Raw genomic sequence first — 15,916 nt, 5'->3', positions numbered from 1 at the left:
ATTAGTGGCGGAGGGGGCGGGATTCGAACCCGCGGTACCCCTTGTGGGGGTACACACGATTTCCAATCGTGCCCCTTCAGCCAGGCTCGGGCACCCCTCCGTGTAGAAAGCAAATATAGTCTGATCAGTTTAGGTTGACAAGATAAAACTCCTTTAGTAAATTTCCGCTGCCCGCTACATTTTCGGCGTTAAAAAACGCCAATATCCGGAGGAAGCAGATGAAGACCTTCATGTTGAGGAAGGAGGACGTTCAGAGGGACTGGTACTTGGTAGACGCAACAGGTAAAACCCTCGGTCGTTTAGCTTCAGAGATTGCAAAGATTCTCATGGGTAAGCACAAACCTACCTATACTCCCCACGTTGACGGTGGAGACTTCGTCGTCGTAATTAACGCAGAAAAGATCCACGCTACCGGGAAGAAGCTTAACCAAAAAATCTACTACAAGCATACAGGTTATCCTGGAGGCCTTAAGGAAACAACCTTAAAAGAGATGCTTCAGAAGAAGCCTGAGGAAGTTATCAGGCTTGCAGTTAGGGGAATGCTTCCAAAGAACAAGCTCAGGGACAGGAGGATGAAGAGGCTCAAAGTTTACGCTGGGCCTGAACATCCACATAAAGCACAAAACCCTAAACCCCTTGAGCTTTAACGGAGGAAACAATGGCTGAAGTTAGATACTACGGAACTGGAAAGAGGAAAACAGCAATAGCTAGAGTTTGGCTCATTCCTAACGGTGAAGGGAAGATAACCGTAAGGGTTTCTAAGAAGAAAGAGGTTCCTGCTGAGGAGTACTTTGGAAGGCTTGCCCTTTTAAAGATAATGCAGCAGCCATTTGACGTAACTGGAACAAATGGAAGGTTTGACGTTCTCTGCACTTTAAAGGGCGGAGGAAAGGCTGCTCAGGCAGATGCCATTAAGTACGGAATTGCTAAGGCTCTCCTTGCATTCAACCCTGAGCTCAGGCCAGCCCTTAAAAAGGCAGGTTTCTTAACGAGGGATGCCCGTATCAAGGAGAGGAAGAAGTACGGACAAAGGGGAGCCCGTGCAAGGTACCAGTGGTCAAAGCGTTAAAGTTGCCGTTGTCGGTGCTTCTGGATATACGGGGGCGGAGCTCCTCCGCCTCCTTACACTCCATCCCTTTGCTCAGGTTGTCTGCGTAACTTCCCGCCAATTTACAGGGAAACGTTTAACAGAAGTTTTTCCCCACTTTCTCAAAAGTCCCTACGAGGACTTAACCTTTGAGAGCTATTCGGCAGAGAAGGTTTCAGAAGCAGACGTAGTTTTTCTGTGTCTTCCCCACAGAGCCTCTTTTCCTATTGTGAAAGAGCTCTTTTACGCAAAGGAAGATTTAAAAATCATAGACTTCAGCGCTGACTTTCGGTTTAAAGACCCTGAAGCTTACGAGAAGGTCTATGGAGTTGAGCACACTGCTAAGGAGCTCTTTAAAGAATCTGCCTACGGCCTTCCTGAAATTTACAGGAACGAGATAAAGAGAAAGAGAATCGTTGCAAACCCGGGGTGCTACCCTACAAGCGCAATCCTCGGCCTCTATCCTGTAGTTAGAAAAGGCTTGTTAGACAGCTCTTATCCTGTGGTTGTTGACAGTAAGTCTGGAGTAACCGGAGCCGGCAGGAAGGCAAACCTACCTCTTCTTTTCTGTGAAGTTAACGAAGGTTTCAAGGCTTACTCAGTTGAGGGTCATAGACACTCTTTTGAGATAGCCGAAAAACTCTCACTCCCATCGGTTAGGTTCACTCCCCATCTTGTTCCGATGAACAGGGGAATCTTAACCACTATTTACTTTAAAACAGAGGCGAGCAGAGAGGAACTCCGTTCCGTCTACGAAGAGTTTTACAGAGACGAGTTCTTCGTAAGGTTGAGAAAAGCGCCTCCAAACACAAAGGACGTTTCAGGAACCAACTTCTGCGACATCTACGTAACAAAAGAGGAATCAACCGGATTAGGCATTGTTATTTCTGCAATAGACAACATAGGAAAGGGAGCCTCTTCACAGGCAGTTCAGAACATGAACCTTCTATTAGGTTTTCCTGAAAACACTGGCTTGAAGCTCTTCAGCCAGTGGATATAGTACCTTTCGGTTGTTCCAGTAACAAAATCAAAATATAATCTTCCTTCAACTCAACCAAATCCCGGAGGAAATTTAATGGCTCTCGTTGTCCAGAAGTTCGGCGGAACTTCAATGGGAAGCATAGACAGAATTGTAAATAGAGTAGCCCAGAAGGTTATAAAGGAGAAGGAAAGAGGAAACGACGTTGTTGTAGTAGTTTCGGCAATGGCTGGAGAGACAGACAGGCTCATTAACTTGGTTAAGTCAATTACAGAGGAGCCTAACGAGAGGGATATGGACTTTGTCGTTTCAACAGGTGAGCAAGTTTCTGCCGGTCTTCTTTCAATAGCTCTGAACCACATGGGGTACCCTGCAGTAGCCCTTTCAGGCTGGCAGGCCGGAATTAAGACGGATAAAGCTTTTACGAAGGCAAGGATCTTGGAGATAGATACTGACAGAATAAGGAACTACTTAAAAGAGGGAAAAATAGTTGTAATAACAGGCTTTCAGGGGATTACTGAAGGAGGAGACATAACAACCCTTGGAAGGGGAGGTTCAGATACCTCTGCCGTTGCCATTGCTGCAGCTTTAAAGGCAGATAGGTGCGACATATACACAGACGTTGACGGAGTTTACACTGCTGACCCAAGGATCGTTCCGGAGGCAAGGAGAATTCCCGTTCTTTCCTATGAGGAGATGTTGGAGCTTGCATCTTTAGGGGCGAAGGTTCTTCAGATTAGATCTGTTGAGTTTGCAATGAAGTACGGTGTCCCTTTAAGGGTTAGGAGCACTTTCTCAGAAGACGAGGGAACGCTTATTAAGGAGGAAGACGAGACAATGGAGAGGGTTGTAGTAAGGGGAATAGCCCACAACAAGAACGAAGCCAGGATTACAGTTGAGAGAGTCCCAGACAAGCCGGGAATTGCTGCAAAGCTCTTTGACGCCCTTGCCGATGCCAACATTCCCGTTGACATGATTGTTCAAAACGTTTCAGTTGACGGTTTTACAGACATCTCCTTCACAGTTGAGAAAAACGATGCAGCGAAAGCAGAGAGAATAACAAAAGAGGTAGCAAAAGAGATCGGTGCAAGAGGGGTTATCAGGGACGACAAGATAGCCAAAGTCTCTATTGTTGGTCTTGGAATGAGGAGCCACGCCGGAGTTGCAGGAAAGGTTTTTGAGACACTTGCAAAGTATGGAATTAACATTTTAATGATCTCTACATCTGAGATAAAGATATCTTGCATCATTGACGAGAAGTTTACGGAGCTCGCAGTAAGAGTTCTCCACGAGGCTTTCGGTTTGGATAAAGATGAGCGAGAAAATTAAGGGAAAGATAGGCATTTATAGGGAAGTATTTAGAAATCTTTTCAACTTGTTTATCGTTACAGTTAGTGGCTCCTTTGCTCTTTTGACTCGTGATATAAAAAGCTCTTTAGCTTTAATTGGACTTGGAACTTCTGTTTGACTTGCATTAGTTTTAGTATTGTTGTGGCGTTATATGATTTACCTTGTTAATGGAATAGAGGACGATGGAGCATCTGATAGAGAAACTTAATATGTTGCTTGCTATCTTGTTGGCCATGCTGGTAGTTTTTCTTACCGGCTTCATAGCCTTCTACAGAGGAAAGGAGGCCAAGTAAGGAGATGGTTTACATATACGATACAACCTTAAGAGACGGTGCCCAGACAAGGGGAGTTTCACTTTCTTTGGAGGACAAGTTAAGGATTACCCAGGCGTTGGATGACCTTGGAATTCACTACATAGAGGGTGGCTGGCCTGGTTCTAACCCTAAAGACCTTGCTTATTTTGAAGCTGTAAAGGACTTAAAACTTAGGAATTCTAAAGTAGTTGCCTTTAGTTCAACCAGAAGGAAAGGGTTAAAGGTTGAAGAAGACCCTAACATTCAGCAACTTGTAAGGACTGAAGTTCCTGCCGTTACGGTTTTCGGTAAATCGTGGGATTTACACGCAACTCAAGGGTTGGGGATCTCTCTTGAGGAGAACTTAGAACTCATCTACGACACTATTTCCTATTTGAAGGGCTACTTTGACGAGGTTTTCTTTGACGCAGAGCACTTTTTTGACGGATACAAGTCAAACCCGGATTACGCTCTTAAAACGCTCCTTGTGGCGGAGGAGGCAGGGGCAGATTGTCTGGTTCTCTGTGACACAAACGGAGGAACCCTTTGGTATGAAACGGAAGAGATAATAGATGCCGTTTTGAAACAGGTAAGAGCTCCCTTCGGCATCCACGCCCACAACGATTCAGACATGGCAGTTGTTAACTCTCTAATAGCCGTTAGAAAGGGAGCCATTCAGGTTCAGGGAACGATAAACGGACTTGGGGAGAGGACGGGAAACGCAAACCTTTGCTCAATTATCCCGAACCTTGTTCTAAAAATGGGTATTGAGTCAATTCCTGAGGAGAACCTAAAGAAGCTCTACTCGGTTTCAAGGCTTGTTTCGGAGCTCTCCAACCGCCCTCACCCCGTTAACCTCCCTTACGTTGGGGATAACGCCTTTGCCCACAAGGCAGGAGTTCACGTCTCAGCAGTTGAGAAGAACCCTAAGCTCTACGAGCACATTGAGCCCGAAAAAGTTGGAAATAAACGGAAGATTATGGTTTCAGAGCTCTCCGGAAAAAGCAATATCATCAGCAAGGCACGGGAGCTGGGGATAGAACTCTCCAAAGACTCTCCCGCCGTTAAGAAAATTTTAGAGAAGATAAAGGAGCTTGAAGCCCAAGGCTACCACTTTGAGGGAGCAGAAGGTTCATTTGAGCTCCTTCTGAAAGAAGCCTTGGGATTAACAAAAAAATACTTTGAGCTAAAAGGTTTCAGAGTTCTAACTGAGAAAAGGTCTGAAAACGAGGAAGCCTACGCAGAAGCTACGATAAAGGTTGAAATTCCCGAAGAAGTTGCAAGAGAGAGGGGAATTGAAGACAGGTTTGAGCACACGGCGGCTGAGGGAAGAGGTCCCGTTGAAGCTTTAGACAAGGCGTTGAGAAAAGCCCTTGAGAAGTTCTACCCGTCAATCAAGGAAGTGAAACTTACCGACTACAAGGTCAGAATACTCAACGAGGCAGCCGGAACGGCAGCTTCTCCCAGAGTTTTAATAGAGTCAACAGACGGTAAGAGGAAGTGGGGAACCGTCGGAGTTTCTCCAAACGTTATAGAGGCTTCCTGGCTTGCCCTTGCCGATGCTATAAAGTATAAGCTCATGAAAGACGACGAGGTAAAATAAAAACTGAAATCAAAATGGGGAGGAGCTATGGACAGCAACGTAAAGATTTTAGGAGGGGTGGGTTCACTGTTTATCGTTTTGAGTTTCATTCCCTACGTTGGAGCAGTTTTAGGCTTAGCTGGTTTGATACTTCTTATCGTAGCTGTTAAGCAGTTTGCAGAGAAAGAGGGAAAAGGAGAAGTTTTCTCAAACTTTTTGAGAGGAATTCTTGTAAGCATTATTGGAAGTATTATTGGAATGGTTATTCTGTTTGCCGGTATAGGTTCTGCAGCTGCTGGGAACTCGGAAGCTCTCAGCTACCTCATTACCGGAATAGGGGGAATTATCCTCTATGTTGCTTCTGTTTACGGGAGCTACTACGTTAAGAAGGCCTACGAAGAGATAGCTTTAATAACGGGGAATACGCTCTTTGCTTGGGCTGGAAAGCTACTGTTTTGGGGAGCTCTCTTAGTAATAGTCCTAATCGGAAGTATCGTTATGTGGGTAGGTTGGCTTCTTTCAACAGTTGCCTTCTTTACAACAGAGGAGAAGAAAGCTGTTGAGGAAACTCCTTAATTCAAGAGAGGTTTAGCTTGTAGGTTTTAAGGAGCTCCTTCAGTCTTGCAAGGAGCATTAAAGCTTCAAGGGGTGTTGTTGTTGATATTTCAACTTTTTCTATCTCTGAAAGGATTCTCTCAACTTCCTGGGGGAGCTCCTCTTTCACTTTTGGACTTTCCAGCCTGTAGGCTTCTCCCCTCTCTGCAACTGTAAAGAGGGGGAGCTCCTCTATCTCTATCTTCCTATCTCTCTTCTCTAAACCTTCAAGTATCTCTTCTGCCCTCTTAACTACCTCATCAGGCAGACCTGCAAGCTTTGCAACGTGTATTCCGTAGGACTTCTCTGATGCTCCCGGGACTAACCTGTGGGTGAAGAGGACTTTTCCGTCAACCTCTTTTACCTCAACGTGGTAATTTTTAACTCCCTCTACCTTTCCTTCAAGTTCTGTAAGTTCGTGGTAGTGGGTGGCAAAGAGAGTCTTTGCTTTTACTTTCTTAGCCAAGAACTCAACTACAGCTCTTGCTATGCTCATTCCGTCGTAAGTGCTCGTTCCTCTCCCTATCTCGTCTAAGATAACGAGGCTCTTTTCAGTTGCGTTCTTCAGTATGTTTGCCGTCTCTACCATTTCCATCATAAAGGTTGAGAGGCCTCTGCTTAGATTGTCTGCCGCTCCTACCCGGGTAAATATCCTGTCAACTACGCCGACCTTTGCATACTCTACCGGAACGAAGGAGCCTATCTGAGCCATCAAGGTAATCAGTGCAGTCTGCCTTAGGAAAACAGACTTTCCTCCCATGTTGGGGCCTGTGATTATCAGAACCCTTTCTTCCCTATTTAAACGGGTGTCGTTTGGAATGAACTCGTCCTCTAAGAATTTCTCTAAAACCGGGTGTCTTCCTCCCTTTATCTCAATAGAGAAGGAGTCTGTAACTTCCGGCTTTGTGTAGCCTCTCTCTTGGGCAACTTTTGAGAGTGAGAGGAGGACGTCAACCGTTGCAATGATTTCTGCAGACCTTGAGATTCTCGTTGCGTTTTCTGTGATGTATCGGCGGAGCTCCGTAAAGAGCTGATACTCTATCTTCTCTATCCTTTCCTGAGCCGATAGGGCTTTTTCCTCAAATTCCTTTAGCTCCGGGGTTATAAACCTTTCAGCGTTTACAAGTGTCTGCTTCCTTATGTAGTCTTTCGGGACTAAGTGAAGGTTCGGCTTTGAAACCTCTATATAGTAGCCGAAAACGTTGTTAAAACCTACCTTTAAGCTCTGAATTCCCGTTCTCTTCCTTTCCCTCTCTTCTATTCCTTTAATTATCTTTTCTGCGTTCTCCTTTATTTCCCTTAAGCTATCAAGCTCCTCATTTACTCCGTTTCTTATAAGCCCTCCTTCCCTTGAGGTGAAAGGAGGGTTGTCAACTAAAACCCTGTCTATCTCACAGTAAACGTCGTAGAGGTCATCAAACTGAGAGGAGAGTTTCTTGAGAAGTGGGGAGTTAAACTCTGAAATTAGCTTCTTTATCTCTGGAAATACTTTTAGTGAGTTCCTCAGAGCTGAAACGTCTTTCGGGTTTGCAATTCCTGAAGAGATTTTTGAGAGAAGCCTCTCTACGTCGTAAACTTTAGAGAGTTTTTCCCTGAGTTCGTCGGCGATGAAGAAGCTGTTTAGGAGCTCCTCAACGGCAGAGAGCCTTTCCTCTATCTCGTCTCTGTTCTTTAAAGGGTGGAGTATCCAGAACTTTAGGAGCCTCCTTCCCATTCCCGTTTTCGTCCTGTTTAGGACGTTAAAAAGAGTTGCAGAGGAGAGCTTATCGTAGAGTGGCTCAATAAGCTCAAGGTTCCTCTGGGTGTGGGGGTCTAAGTAGATGTAGCGCTCTCCCGTATACCTCTTTGGTTCTTTCAGTTTTGGGATGAACTCAATCTGGGTTTCTCTGACGAAAGAGAGGAGAGCTCCTAATGCTTTCTCCTCCTCTCTGCTTGTTGCGTCCGGTGATTTTTCTTCCTTAAAGAAACTCTCGTCTTTCTCCTGAATGAAGCTCTCCGGGAAGACCTCTTTAATCAGTTTTTCCGGAAACTTCGGCGGAACGATTATCTCCTTTGGCTTAAACTTAGCTATGAGGGAGAGGAGTTCCTCGCTGTTAACGGTTGTAAAGTAGAGGTCGCCGCTTGAGAGCTCTGCCCAGGCTACAGCAAACCTCTCCTTTTTTGGGTAGATTGCCATTAAAAACCTGTCCTCAGTTTCGTCCTCAAAGTAAGTTCCTGGAGTTATTACCCTTACAACTCCCCTCTTAACTACCTTCTTTCTCGGCTTGGGCTCCTCTAACTGTTCACATATTGCAACCTTATAGCCTTTCCTGACCAGTTTTGCTATGTAACCCTCAACCGCGTGGTGGGGTACACCGCACATGGGAGCCTTTTCCCCTCCCTTACCAAAGGAGCGCTTCGTTAGTGCAATCTCAAGCTCCCTTGCGGCAACCTCAGCGTCGTCAAAGAACATCTCGTAAAAGTCCCCCATCCTGAACATTAGGATGGCGTCTTTATACTTCTCCTTTAACTCCAAATACTGCTTAAGAGCCGGAGTTATCTTCTTTGACAAAGATCTCCTCCTCTACTCTATACTCCTCGTTGAGCCACTTAGAAAGGTCTGTAAGCTTGCACTTCTCAGAGCAGAAAGGCCTAAAGGGGTTGTTCTCCCAAACAGTTTCCTTACCGCAGTTAGGACATCTAACCTTTTTCAAGTTTTCCTCACATTAGGTTTCCCGTCTTAAATTAGACTGAAACCCAATTCAATCAAGGCTAAGTATGGAAGTTATTGTTGAGAGAGAGCACTCTGGAAAGAGGTTAGACCAGTTCCTCTCTGAGGTTGCCGGGGTTTCCCGCTCACAGGCAAAGGAGATGGTTGAGGAAGGGTTTGTTTTAGTTGACGGGAAACTCCCTAAGAAGCCGTCTCAGAAGGTTAAGGAAGGGCAGAAGGTTAAGTTTGATGTTCCTGAGCCAGAGCCGGTAGAGCTCCAGCCTGAGAACATCCCTTTAGACGTTGTTTACGAGGACAGGGACGTTATTGTCATAAACAAACCGGCAGGTTTGGTGGTCCACCCGGCTCCAGGCCACTACTCCGGAACTCTCGTAAACGCCCTTCTCTACCACTGTAAGGACTTGGAAGGGATAAACGGAACTCTAAGGCCGGGAATCGTTCACAGACTTGATAAAGACACCGCAGGGCTTTTGGTAGTTGCAAAGAACGACCTTGCCCAGAAGTCTTTAGTTGAGCAGTTTAAGAACAGAACTGTTGGGAGGCTCTACAGAGCTCTCCTCCTCGGAATACCCAAAAAAAAGAGAGAGAGAATCGTTCTACCGATTGGCAGGGACAGGTTTGACAGGAAGAAGTTCTCTCCAAACACAACATCTCCAAAAGAGGCGATAACAAACTACTGGGTAACGGAGAAGTTTCCGAGGTTCAACGTTTCAGAGGTTGAGTGTAAGCTTGAGACGGGAAGGACGCACCAGATAAGGGTTCACATGTCAAGTTTAGGCCATCCTCTCTTGGGAGACAAAACCTACGGATACAAACCCTCGCGAGTTGAGGACGAAACGTTGAGGAAGCTAATTGACGAGATGGGAATGCACGCCCTCTGTGCCTACTACCTCTCTTTTGACCACCCAAGGACGGGAGAGAGGATGGAGTTTAGGGTGGAACTCCCCGCCGGCTACCGGAGGGTTTTAGACTACCTGAAGAGTAAAATTTAGTTTCCTTTATAATCTTACCGAAAATACGTTTTCTGAAGAGGTTAGAGTGAACTTTTTGATGGAGTTCCTTGCAACGGGTTTTTTTACCGGAAAACTTCCTAAAATGCCGGGAACTTGGGGTTCAATCTTTGCCGCCGTTTGCTGTTATTCCTTTTGGCCAACAAACCTCTACGTTCAGCTTGCAGTTATCGGAATAACCTTCGTTTTAAGCGTTATCTCCTCAGACTACGTTTCAAAAAAACTCGGGAACAAAGATCCGGACGAAGTTGTTATAGACGAAATACTTGGAATAGAGCTAACCTTCTTCGGCCTTCAGGCAGCCCACAACGTAAAGCTTGCCTTTTTAGGTCTAATCATCTTTAGAGTTATTGATATAATGAAACCTCCGCCTATAAAGCTTTTTGAGCGTTTGCCGGGCGGCTGGGGAATAACAGTAGATGACGCTGTAGCCGGCGTGATCTCAAATCTCCTTCTAAGGCTCCTTGGAGGTTTTCTGTAATGTTTAAGAAGGTTTTAATTGCCAATAGGGGAGAGGTCGCAACAAGAGTTATTAGAGCCTGTAAAGAGTTGGGAATAAAGACAGTTGCCATCTACTCTGAAGCAGACGTTAACTCTCTCCACGTTAAAAAGGCTGATGAAGCCTACTTAATTCACGGAGACCCGATAAAGGCATACCTCAACTACTATAAGATAGTTGACATAGCTAAAAGAGCTGGAGCTGAAGCCATTCACCCGGGATACGGTTTCCTCTCAGAGAGGGCAGACTTTGCCGACTACGCAAGGAGACACGGGATTGAGTTTATTGGACCCCCTGTTGAGCACCTGAAAATCTTCGGCGACAAGATTGAGTCAAAAAAGCTTATGAAGAGCTTAGGAGTTCCTGTAGCAGAAGGTAGCGATGAGCCGATTTCAAGTGTAGAGGAAGCAAAGGAAATAGCAGAGAGAATTGGCTATCCTGTAATGATAAAGGCTGCCCACGGAGGTGGCGGAAGGGGACTGAGGGTAGCAAGAAACGAGAGTGAGCTGGTTTCTCAGTTTCAGATTGCAGTTAAAGAGGCAGAAGCTGCTTTCGGAAAGGGAGAGGTTTTCATAGAGAAGTTTATTGAGAACCCTCGCCACATAGAGATTCAGATAGTTGCAGACAAGCACGGAAACGTAGTTCATCTCGGAGAGAGGGACTGCTCACTCCAGAGGAGGCACCAGAAGGTTTTGGAGATAGCGCCGTCTCCCGTTCTAACGAGACGCCAGAGGGAGAAGTTAGGAAGAATCTGTGTTGAAGCTGCAAGGGCTATCGGCTATTACGGAGTCGGGACTTGGGAATTCTTAATGGACAAATACGGAAACTTTTACTTTATGGAGGTCAACCCGCGCCTTCAGGTTGAACACACGATAACTGAGGGAGTTACAGGAATAGACATAGTTCAGGAGCAGATAAGAATAGCCGCCGGAATGGGTCTTTCCTTTTCACAAAAAAACATCCACATAAACGGATTTGCCTTCCAGTTCAGGATAAACGCTGAAGACCCGACTAAGGATTTTGTTCCAGTCCCGGGAACGATTACCGCCTACTACTCTCCGGGAGGAATTGGTGTAAGGATAGACGGTGTTGTTTATAAGGGCTACACGATTCCTCCCTACTACGACTCTATGGTTGCAAAGCTCATCGTTTGGGGTAGAAACTGGGACGAAACTATAAGGCGTTCAAGGAGAGCTCTTGGCGAGTTCGTCATTAGAGGAGTTCCGACGACGATTCCGTTCTTCAAGAAGATCCTTAACGACCCGGAGTTTGTTAAGGGACAGTTTGATACATCTTTCATAGACAGGAAGATTAAGGAGTTCACTTTTATTCAGGAGACGGATCCGGAGGTCTTAGCTCTTGCTATATCTGCTGCGATTGCGGCACACCACGGCCTTTAAAGAAGTTTCAGGAGGAGTTTAATGGGCAGGAAGATACAGTTTACAGACGTTACTTTGAGGGATGCCCACCAATCTCTCTTTGCGACGAGGATGAAGACGAGGGACATGGTGGACATAGCTCCCGTTATAGACAAGGCCGGTTTCTGGTCTGTTGAGATGTGGGGAGGGGCAACCTTTGATGTTTGCCTCAGGTTCTTAAGGGAAGACCCTTGGGAGAGGCTGAAAACCTTAAGGAAATTGATGCCGAACTCCCGCCTCCAGATGCTCCTTAGGGGACAGAACTTAGTCGGTTACAGGCACTATCCCGACGACGTCGTTAGGGCTTTTGTAAGGAAGGCCGCCGAAAACGGAATAGATGTTTTCAGGATATTTGACGCACTGAACGACCTTAGGAACGTTGAGGTTGCCGTAGAAACGGCAAAAGAGATGGGAAAGATAGTTGAGGGAGCTCTCTCCTACACCATCAGCCCTGTCCACACAGAAGACCTCTACATAGAGCTTGCCCTTCAGTTTAAAGAGATGGGGGCAGATATAATCACGATTAAAGACATGGCAGGCCTTCTCTCTCCTGAGAGGGCATACTCTTTGGTTAAAGCGTTAAAGGAAGAGGTTGGGCTTCCTGTCCACGTCCATACACACTGCACCAGCGGATTGGCAGAAATGGCTCAGCTGAAAGCTGCAGAGGCGGGAGCCGATATCTTTGACGTTGCAATCTCTCCAATGGCGTCGGATACCTCCCACCCGGCAGTTGAGACGATGGCCTACGCCTTAGGGGAGTTTGGGTTTGAAATAGGTTTAGATAAAAAGGCCTTGAAGAGGATGGCTCAGCACTTTAAAGAGGTAAGGAAAAAGTATAAGAAGTACGACATAGACTTTAAGGGAATTGACGCAGCCGTCCTTGAGCACCAGATACCCGGAGGAATGATCTCAAACCTCGTAAACCAGCTAAAGGAACAGGGAGCTCTTGATAAGTTAGAGGAAGTTCTGGAAGAAGTTCCAAGGGTCAGGGAAGACTTAGGTTATCCGCCCCTCGTTACGCCGACCAGCCAGATAGTTGGAACTCAGGCAGTGTTAAACGTTCTTGCCGGTGAGCGCTACAAGATGATTACCCAAGAAACTAAGAACTATGTTAAGGGACTTTACGGAAGGCCTCCCGCTCCGATAAAGGAAGAGATAATTAAGAAGGTGTTAGGGGACGAGGAACCAATTACCTGCAGGCCTGCAGACCTCCTCCAGCCGGAGCTTGACAAGTGTAGGGAGGAGATAAAAGACCTTGCAAGGAGCGAGGAAGACGTTCTCTCCTACTGTCTCTTCCCTAAAGTTGCCAAAGAGTTCTTTGAGTGGAGAGAAAAGGTTGAAAAGGGAGAGATTCCTGCTATTTCAGAGGAAGACCTCCACGATATGGAGGAAGAAGAGAAGAAGTGCCCTCAGCCCCTTGCTCCAACGGAGTTTATCATTAACGTTCACGGAGAGAGTTACCACGTTAAGGTTGCCGGTGTAGGACACAAGAAAGAAGGTAAGAAACCTTACTTTATAAAGATTGATGGAAGGCTTGAAGAGGTTATGGTTGAACCGCTGGTTGAGATAGTTCCTACAAAGGAAGAGGTTGAGATTGCCGGAGAGTTAACCAGCGCATCTAAGAGGCCAAGGGCAACGAAAGAGGGAGACGTTACTTCTCCGATGCCTGCAAAGGTTGTTGAGATTAAGGTTAAAGAGGGAGACAGGGTTAACGAAGGAGACGTTGTTGCTATCGTTGAGGCAATGAAGATGCAGAACGAAGTTCACGCTCCGATCAGCGGAGTCGTTAAGGCTATCTACGTAAAACCGGGAGACAACGTTAACCCGGACGAAGCCCTTATGACAATTGAGCCGGAGTAGGGATAAAGAGGTTCTTAAATTTTGGAGCTCTGTCACCACAGGGAGTGCACTTGTCCGTGCCGCAGGTAGGGTATATATTTCCCAGTGCGTCGGGGCGTGGCGTAGCCTGGTAGCGCGCTGGCATGGGGGGCCAGAGGTCGCCCGTTCAAGTCGGGTCGCCCCGACCATTTATTAAATAAAAACAGTTAAGGTCGGCTGTGAAGAAAAAAATTTTATTAACTTTACTCTCAGTTTTCCTCTTTCCTTTGAACCTCCTTGCTTCTGAAAGTGGTTGGCTTGAGAGAAACGGTTATTACAAGCCTTTTGTTAAAGTGAAATTAAAGAACTGTTTAGTTCTGTTTGTTACTGAAAAAGGGAAAGTCTACAGAGGAAAGTGTAGAAAAAACCGTTCTATAGTTACTCCTGGGAAAAATTTTCTATCAAATTCTCAAAAATTAACTTACATTGTTCTTAAAATCAGCGACTTTTCTTACCCTCAGGTGGTTGAAACGGGAGAAATAGGTAAGTAATGGTTTCTACTGTTTTAAGCTTTGCAACTATTGGTATTGATGCTATCCTTTTAAAAGTTGAAGTTGACGCTTCAAGAGGACTTCCGGCTACAGTTATCGTTGGCCTTCCCGACTCTGCAGTTAAAGAGAGTAAAGAGAGAGTAAGGTCTGCAATAATAAATTCCGGTTACCCTTTTCCTGTAAAGAGAATAGTTGTAAACCTTGCCCCTGCTGACGTTAGGAAGGAAGGGACTCTCTACGATTTACCGATAGCTCTGGGAATTTTGGGGAGCTCCGGCCTTTTAAACCTTGAACGACTCGGAAAGTTCTTGATAGCCGGAGAGTTGGGGCTTGAGGGAGAACTCCACCCGATAAAGGGTGTTCTTTCAGCTGCAATTCTGACAAAAAAGCTCTCATTTGAAGGTCTCATAGTTCCACCTCAGAACGTTGAAGAGGCACTCCTTATAGACGGCGTTTCCGTTTACCCTGTAAAGAGCTTAACGGAGGCCGTCTCTTTTATAAACGGAGACCTTGAGATAGCTCCGGCTGAGAGGAGCTCCTTTAACCGGTCTTTTAACTACGATGTTGACTTTTCAGATGTTGTAGGCCAGTTTCAGGCAAGGCGGGCACTGGAGGTAGCCGCAGCAGGTAGGCACAATATTTTTATGGTCGGCCCGCCAGGTTCAGGTAAAACGATGCTCTCAAGGAGGCTTCCCACAATTCTCCCGCCTATGACAGAGGAAGAGGTAATAGAGACCAGCCGAATCTACTCCGTTGCCGGGTTAACAGATGAAGTTCCCGTTCTCCGTAGACCTTACCGTTCACCCCATACCTCGGCCTCAGATGTTTCAATAATAGGCGGAGGAAACTCTCTAAAACCGGGAGAGGTGAGCCTTTCCCACAACGGCGTTCTCTTTATGGACGAGTTTCCGGAGTTTAAAAGGAGCGTTTTAGAAGCCCTGAGGCAGCCTTTAGAGGATAGGGTCGTTACTATATCAAGAGCTTCTGGCTCCGTTACGTATCCGGCGGACTTTCTCCTTGTGGCAGCAGCTAATCCGTGTCCCTGCGGTTATTACGGTTTTGAAGATGGTAAGAACTACTGTAAATGCTCACCTTCTCAGGTTAGAAAATACAGGAGCAGAATTTCGGGTCCTATTCTTGACAGAATAGATCTATACGTTCCGGTTCCCGCTGTTAAGCCTGATGAGTTTAAGGGAAGTAATAAAGGGGAGAGCTCCGAGAAAATAAGGGAACGTGTTATAAGGGCGTGGGAAATTCAACAGAAGCGTTTTTCTGAACTGCCTATAAGTTTCAACAGCCAGATGGGGAGAAGGGAGATTAGAGACTTGGCCTCAGTTTCTACAGAGGCCGAGGAACTCCTCATCTCTGCCTCAAAAACCCTTAGCCTTTCAGCCCGAAGCTTTGACAGGGTTTTAAAGGTTTCAAGGACTATTGCTGACCTTGAGGGGAGTTCCACCGTTGAACCCCACCACGTTGCAGAAGCTCTGAGCTTCAGGGAGGAGTCTTGAAGAAAGTAAGGGCTGCGTTTTTAGATAGAGACAATACCCTTATCTACGACCCAGGTTATATACACGAGCCGGAAAAGGTTAGACTGTTAAAGGGAGTTCCTGAAGGGCTTAAGCTCCTGAAGGAGGCCGGTTTTCTGCTAATCGTCGTTTCAAACCAGTCAGGTATAGGGAGAGGGTATTTTGAGGAAAAAGACTTTTGGGCAGTAAACGAGAGGCTTCAGGAGTTCCTCAAACCCTTTGGTGTTCAGATTGATGCTTTTTACTTTTGCCCCCACAGGCCGGACGAAAACTGTAGCTGCAGGAAGCCGAGAACAGGAATGGTTGAGAGGGCAGCTAAAGAGTTGGGAATAGACGTTTCTGAAAGCGTCCTTATTGGAGATAAGGATACCGACGTTGAGCTTGCCTTTAGGTGCGGCTGTAAGGCAGGAATAAAGGTGGGAGAGTTCCCCTTTGAAGACTTTTTAAAGGCCGCTGAATTTACCCTCAGCCTATATTAACCTTCCAAAATCTGGGAGGT

At 46.1% G+C, this 15,916-nt stretch carries 15 protein-coding genes and 2 tRNA genes; 14 read left to right on the top strand and 3 right to left on the bottom strand.

Annotation, left to right across the window (positions count from 1 at the left end; translation table 11 throughout):
- Positions 1–5: 5 nt before the first annotated feature.
- A tRNA-Ser gene (locus ACZ424_RS04655) sits at positions 6–100 on the bottom strand.
- Positions 101–218: 118 nt separating this feature from the next.
- Here ACZ424_RS04655 and rplM point away from each other — a divergent pair.
- The 6 genes from rplM to ACZ424_RS04625 all read left to right on the top strand — a co-directional run bounded on the left by rplM (position 219) and on the right by ACZ424_RS04625 (position 5,867).
- A complete protein-coding gene (rplM, locus tag ACZ424_RS04650; protein ID WP_464903840.1) occupies positions 219–647 on the top strand; it encodes a 50S ribosomal protein L13 in 429 nt (142 codons plus the stop codon).
- An 11-nt stretch (positions 648–658) separates the two neighbouring features.
- Positions 659–1,069 (top strand): 30S ribosomal protein S9, encoded by a 411-nt coding sequence (gene rpsI / locus ACZ424_RS04645; protein ID WP_464903839.1) that lies wholly within the window; start codon positions 659–661, stop codon positions 1,067–1,069.
- Complete coding sequence (gene argC, locus ACZ424_RS04640) at positions 1,041–2,087, top strand: N-acetyl-gamma-glutamyl-phosphate reductase (protein WP_464903838.1); 1,047 nt, start codon at positions 1,041–1,043, stop codon at positions 2,085–2,087. The genes rpsI and argC overlap by 29 nt, the downstream gene beginning before the upstream one ends.
- Positions 2,088–2,162: 75 nt before the next feature.
- Complete coding sequence (locus ACZ424_RS04635) at positions 2,163–3,395, top strand: aspartate kinase (protein ID WP_464903837.1); 1,233 nt, start codon at positions 2,163–2,165, stop codon at positions 3,393–3,395.
- Positions 3,396–3,713: 318 nt separating this feature from the next.
- Positions 3,714–5,312 (top strand): citramalate synthase, encoded by a 1,599-nt coding sequence (cimA, locus tag ACZ424_RS04630; RefSeq protein ID WP_464903836.1) that lies wholly within the window; start codon positions 3,714–3,716, stop codon positions 5,310–5,312.
- Positions 5,313–5,339: 27 nt separating this feature from the next.
- Entirely contained in the window at positions 5,340–5,867 is a 528-nt protein-coding gene (locus ACZ424_RS04625) for a DUF996 domain-containing protein (RefSeq protein WP_464903835.1), read from the top strand.
- Between the two features lies 1 nt (position 5,868).
- Here ACZ424_RS04625 and mutS read toward each other — a convergent pair whose 3' ends face one another.
- Both mutS and ACZ424_RS04615 read right to left on the bottom strand, forming a co-directional pair.
- Complete coding sequence (gene mutS, locus ACZ424_RS04620; RefSeq protein ID WP_464903834.1) at positions 5,869–8,436, bottom strand: DNA mismatch repair protein MutS; 2,568 nt, start codon at positions 8,434–8,436, stop codon at positions 5,869–5,871.
- Positions 8,408–8,578, bottom strand: coding sequence for a DNA gyrase inhibitor YacG (locus tag ACZ424_RS04615; RefSeq protein WP_464903833.1), 171 nt, complete (start codon positions 8,576–8,578; stop codon positions 8,408–8,410). The genes mutS and ACZ424_RS04615 overlap by 29 nt, the downstream gene beginning before the upstream one ends.
- Positions 8,579–8,642: 64 nt before the next feature.
- Here ACZ424_RS04615 and ACZ424_RS04610 point away from each other — a divergent pair, with 64 nt between their 5' ends.
- The 8 genes from ACZ424_RS04610 to ACZ424_RS04575 all read left to right on the top strand — a co-directional run bounded on the left by ACZ424_RS04610 (position 8,643) and on the right by ACZ424_RS04575 (position 15,896).
- Complete coding sequence (locus ACZ424_RS04610) at positions 8,643–9,587, top strand: RluA family pseudouridine synthase (RefSeq protein WP_464903832.1); 945 nt, start codon at positions 8,643–8,645, stop codon at positions 9,585–9,587.
- Between the two features lie 46 nt (positions 9,588–9,633).
- On the top strand, positions 9,634–10,086 hold the full coding sequence (locus ACZ424_RS04605) for a phosphatidylglycerophosphatase A family protein (protein WP_464903831.1): 453 nt from the start codon (positions 9,634–9,636) through the stop codon (positions 10,084–10,086).
- Entirely contained in the window at positions 10,086–11,504 is a 1,419-nt protein-coding gene (accC, locus tag ACZ424_RS04600; protein ID WP_464903830.1) for an acetyl-CoA carboxylase biotin carboxylase subunit, read from the top strand. Before ACZ424_RS04605 ends, accC begins: the two co-directional genes overlap by 1 nt.
- 21 nt (positions 11,505–11,525) lie before the next feature.
- Positions 11,526–13,382: a sodium-extruding oxaloacetate decarboxylase subunit alpha gene (oadA, locus tag ACZ424_RS04595; protein ID WP_464903829.1), complete on the top strand. Its 1,857-nt coding sequence runs from the start codon at positions 11,526–11,528 to the stop codon at positions 13,380–13,382.
- Between the two features lie 90 nt (positions 13,383–13,472).
- A tRNA-Pro gene (locus tag ACZ424_RS04590) sits at positions 13,473–13,549 on the top strand.
- Between the two features lie 30 nt (positions 13,550–13,579).
- Positions 13,580–13,891, top strand: a complete 312-nt coding sequence (locus tag ACZ424_RS04585; RefSeq protein WP_464903828.1) for a hypothetical protein — start codon at positions 13,580–13,582, stop codon at positions 13,889–13,891.
- On the top strand, positions 13,891–15,399 hold the full coding sequence (locus ACZ424_RS04580) for a YifB family Mg chelatase-like AAA ATPase (protein WP_464903827.1): 1,509 nt from the start codon (positions 13,891–13,893) through the stop codon (positions 15,397–15,399). Before ACZ424_RS04585 ends, ACZ424_RS04580 begins: the two co-directional genes overlap by 1 nt.
- Complete coding sequence (locus ACZ424_RS04575) at positions 15,396–15,896, top strand: D-glycero-alpha-D-manno-heptose-1,7-bisphosphate 7-phosphatase (protein WP_464903826.1); 501 nt, start codon at positions 15,396–15,398, stop codon at positions 15,894–15,896. The genes ACZ424_RS04580 and ACZ424_RS04575 overlap by 4 nt, the downstream gene beginning before the upstream one ends.
- Positions 15,897–15,916 lie beyond the last annotated feature (20 nt).

It is taken from the genome of Thermovibrio ruber, from assembly GCF_055380895.1.
Note: the sequence above shows the minus strand (reverse complement) of the source record. Positions and strands in the feature narration are given on the sequence as shown.

Coding starts and splice junctions, on each gene's coding strand:
- ACZ424_RS04635 (WP_464903837.1), top strand. CDS start 2,163: ATGGCTCTCGTTGTCCAGAAGTTCGGCGGAACTTCAATGGGAAGCATA.
- ACZ424_RS04610 (WP_464903832.1), top strand. CDS start 8,643: ATGGAAGTTATTGTTGAGAGAGAGCACTCTGGAAAGAGGTTAGACCAG.
- rpsI (WP_464903839.1), top strand. CDS start 659: ATGGCTGAAGTTAGATACTACGGAACTGGAAAGAGGAAAACAGCAATA.
- ACZ424_RS04625 (WP_464903835.1), top strand. CDS start 5,340: ATGGACAGCAACGTAAAGATTTTAGGAGGGGTGGGTTCACTGTTTATC.
- accC (WP_464903830.1), top strand. CDS start 10,086: ATGTTTAAGAAGGTTTTAATTGCCAATAGGGGAGAGGTCGCAACAAGA.
- rplM (WP_464903840.1), top strand. CDS start 219: ATGAAGACCTTCATGTTGAGGAAGGAGGACGTTCAGAGGGACTGGTAC.
- ACZ424_RS04580 (WP_464903827.1), top strand. CDS start 13,891: ATGGTTTCTACTGTTTTAAGCTTTGCAACTATTGGTATTGATGCTATC.
- oadA (WP_464903829.1), top strand. CDS start 11,526: ATGGGCAGGAAGATACAGTTTACAGACGTTACTTTGAGGGATGCCCAC.
- cimA (WP_464903836.1), top strand. CDS start 3,714: ATGGTTTACATATACGATACAACCTTAAGAGACGGTGCCCAGACAAGG.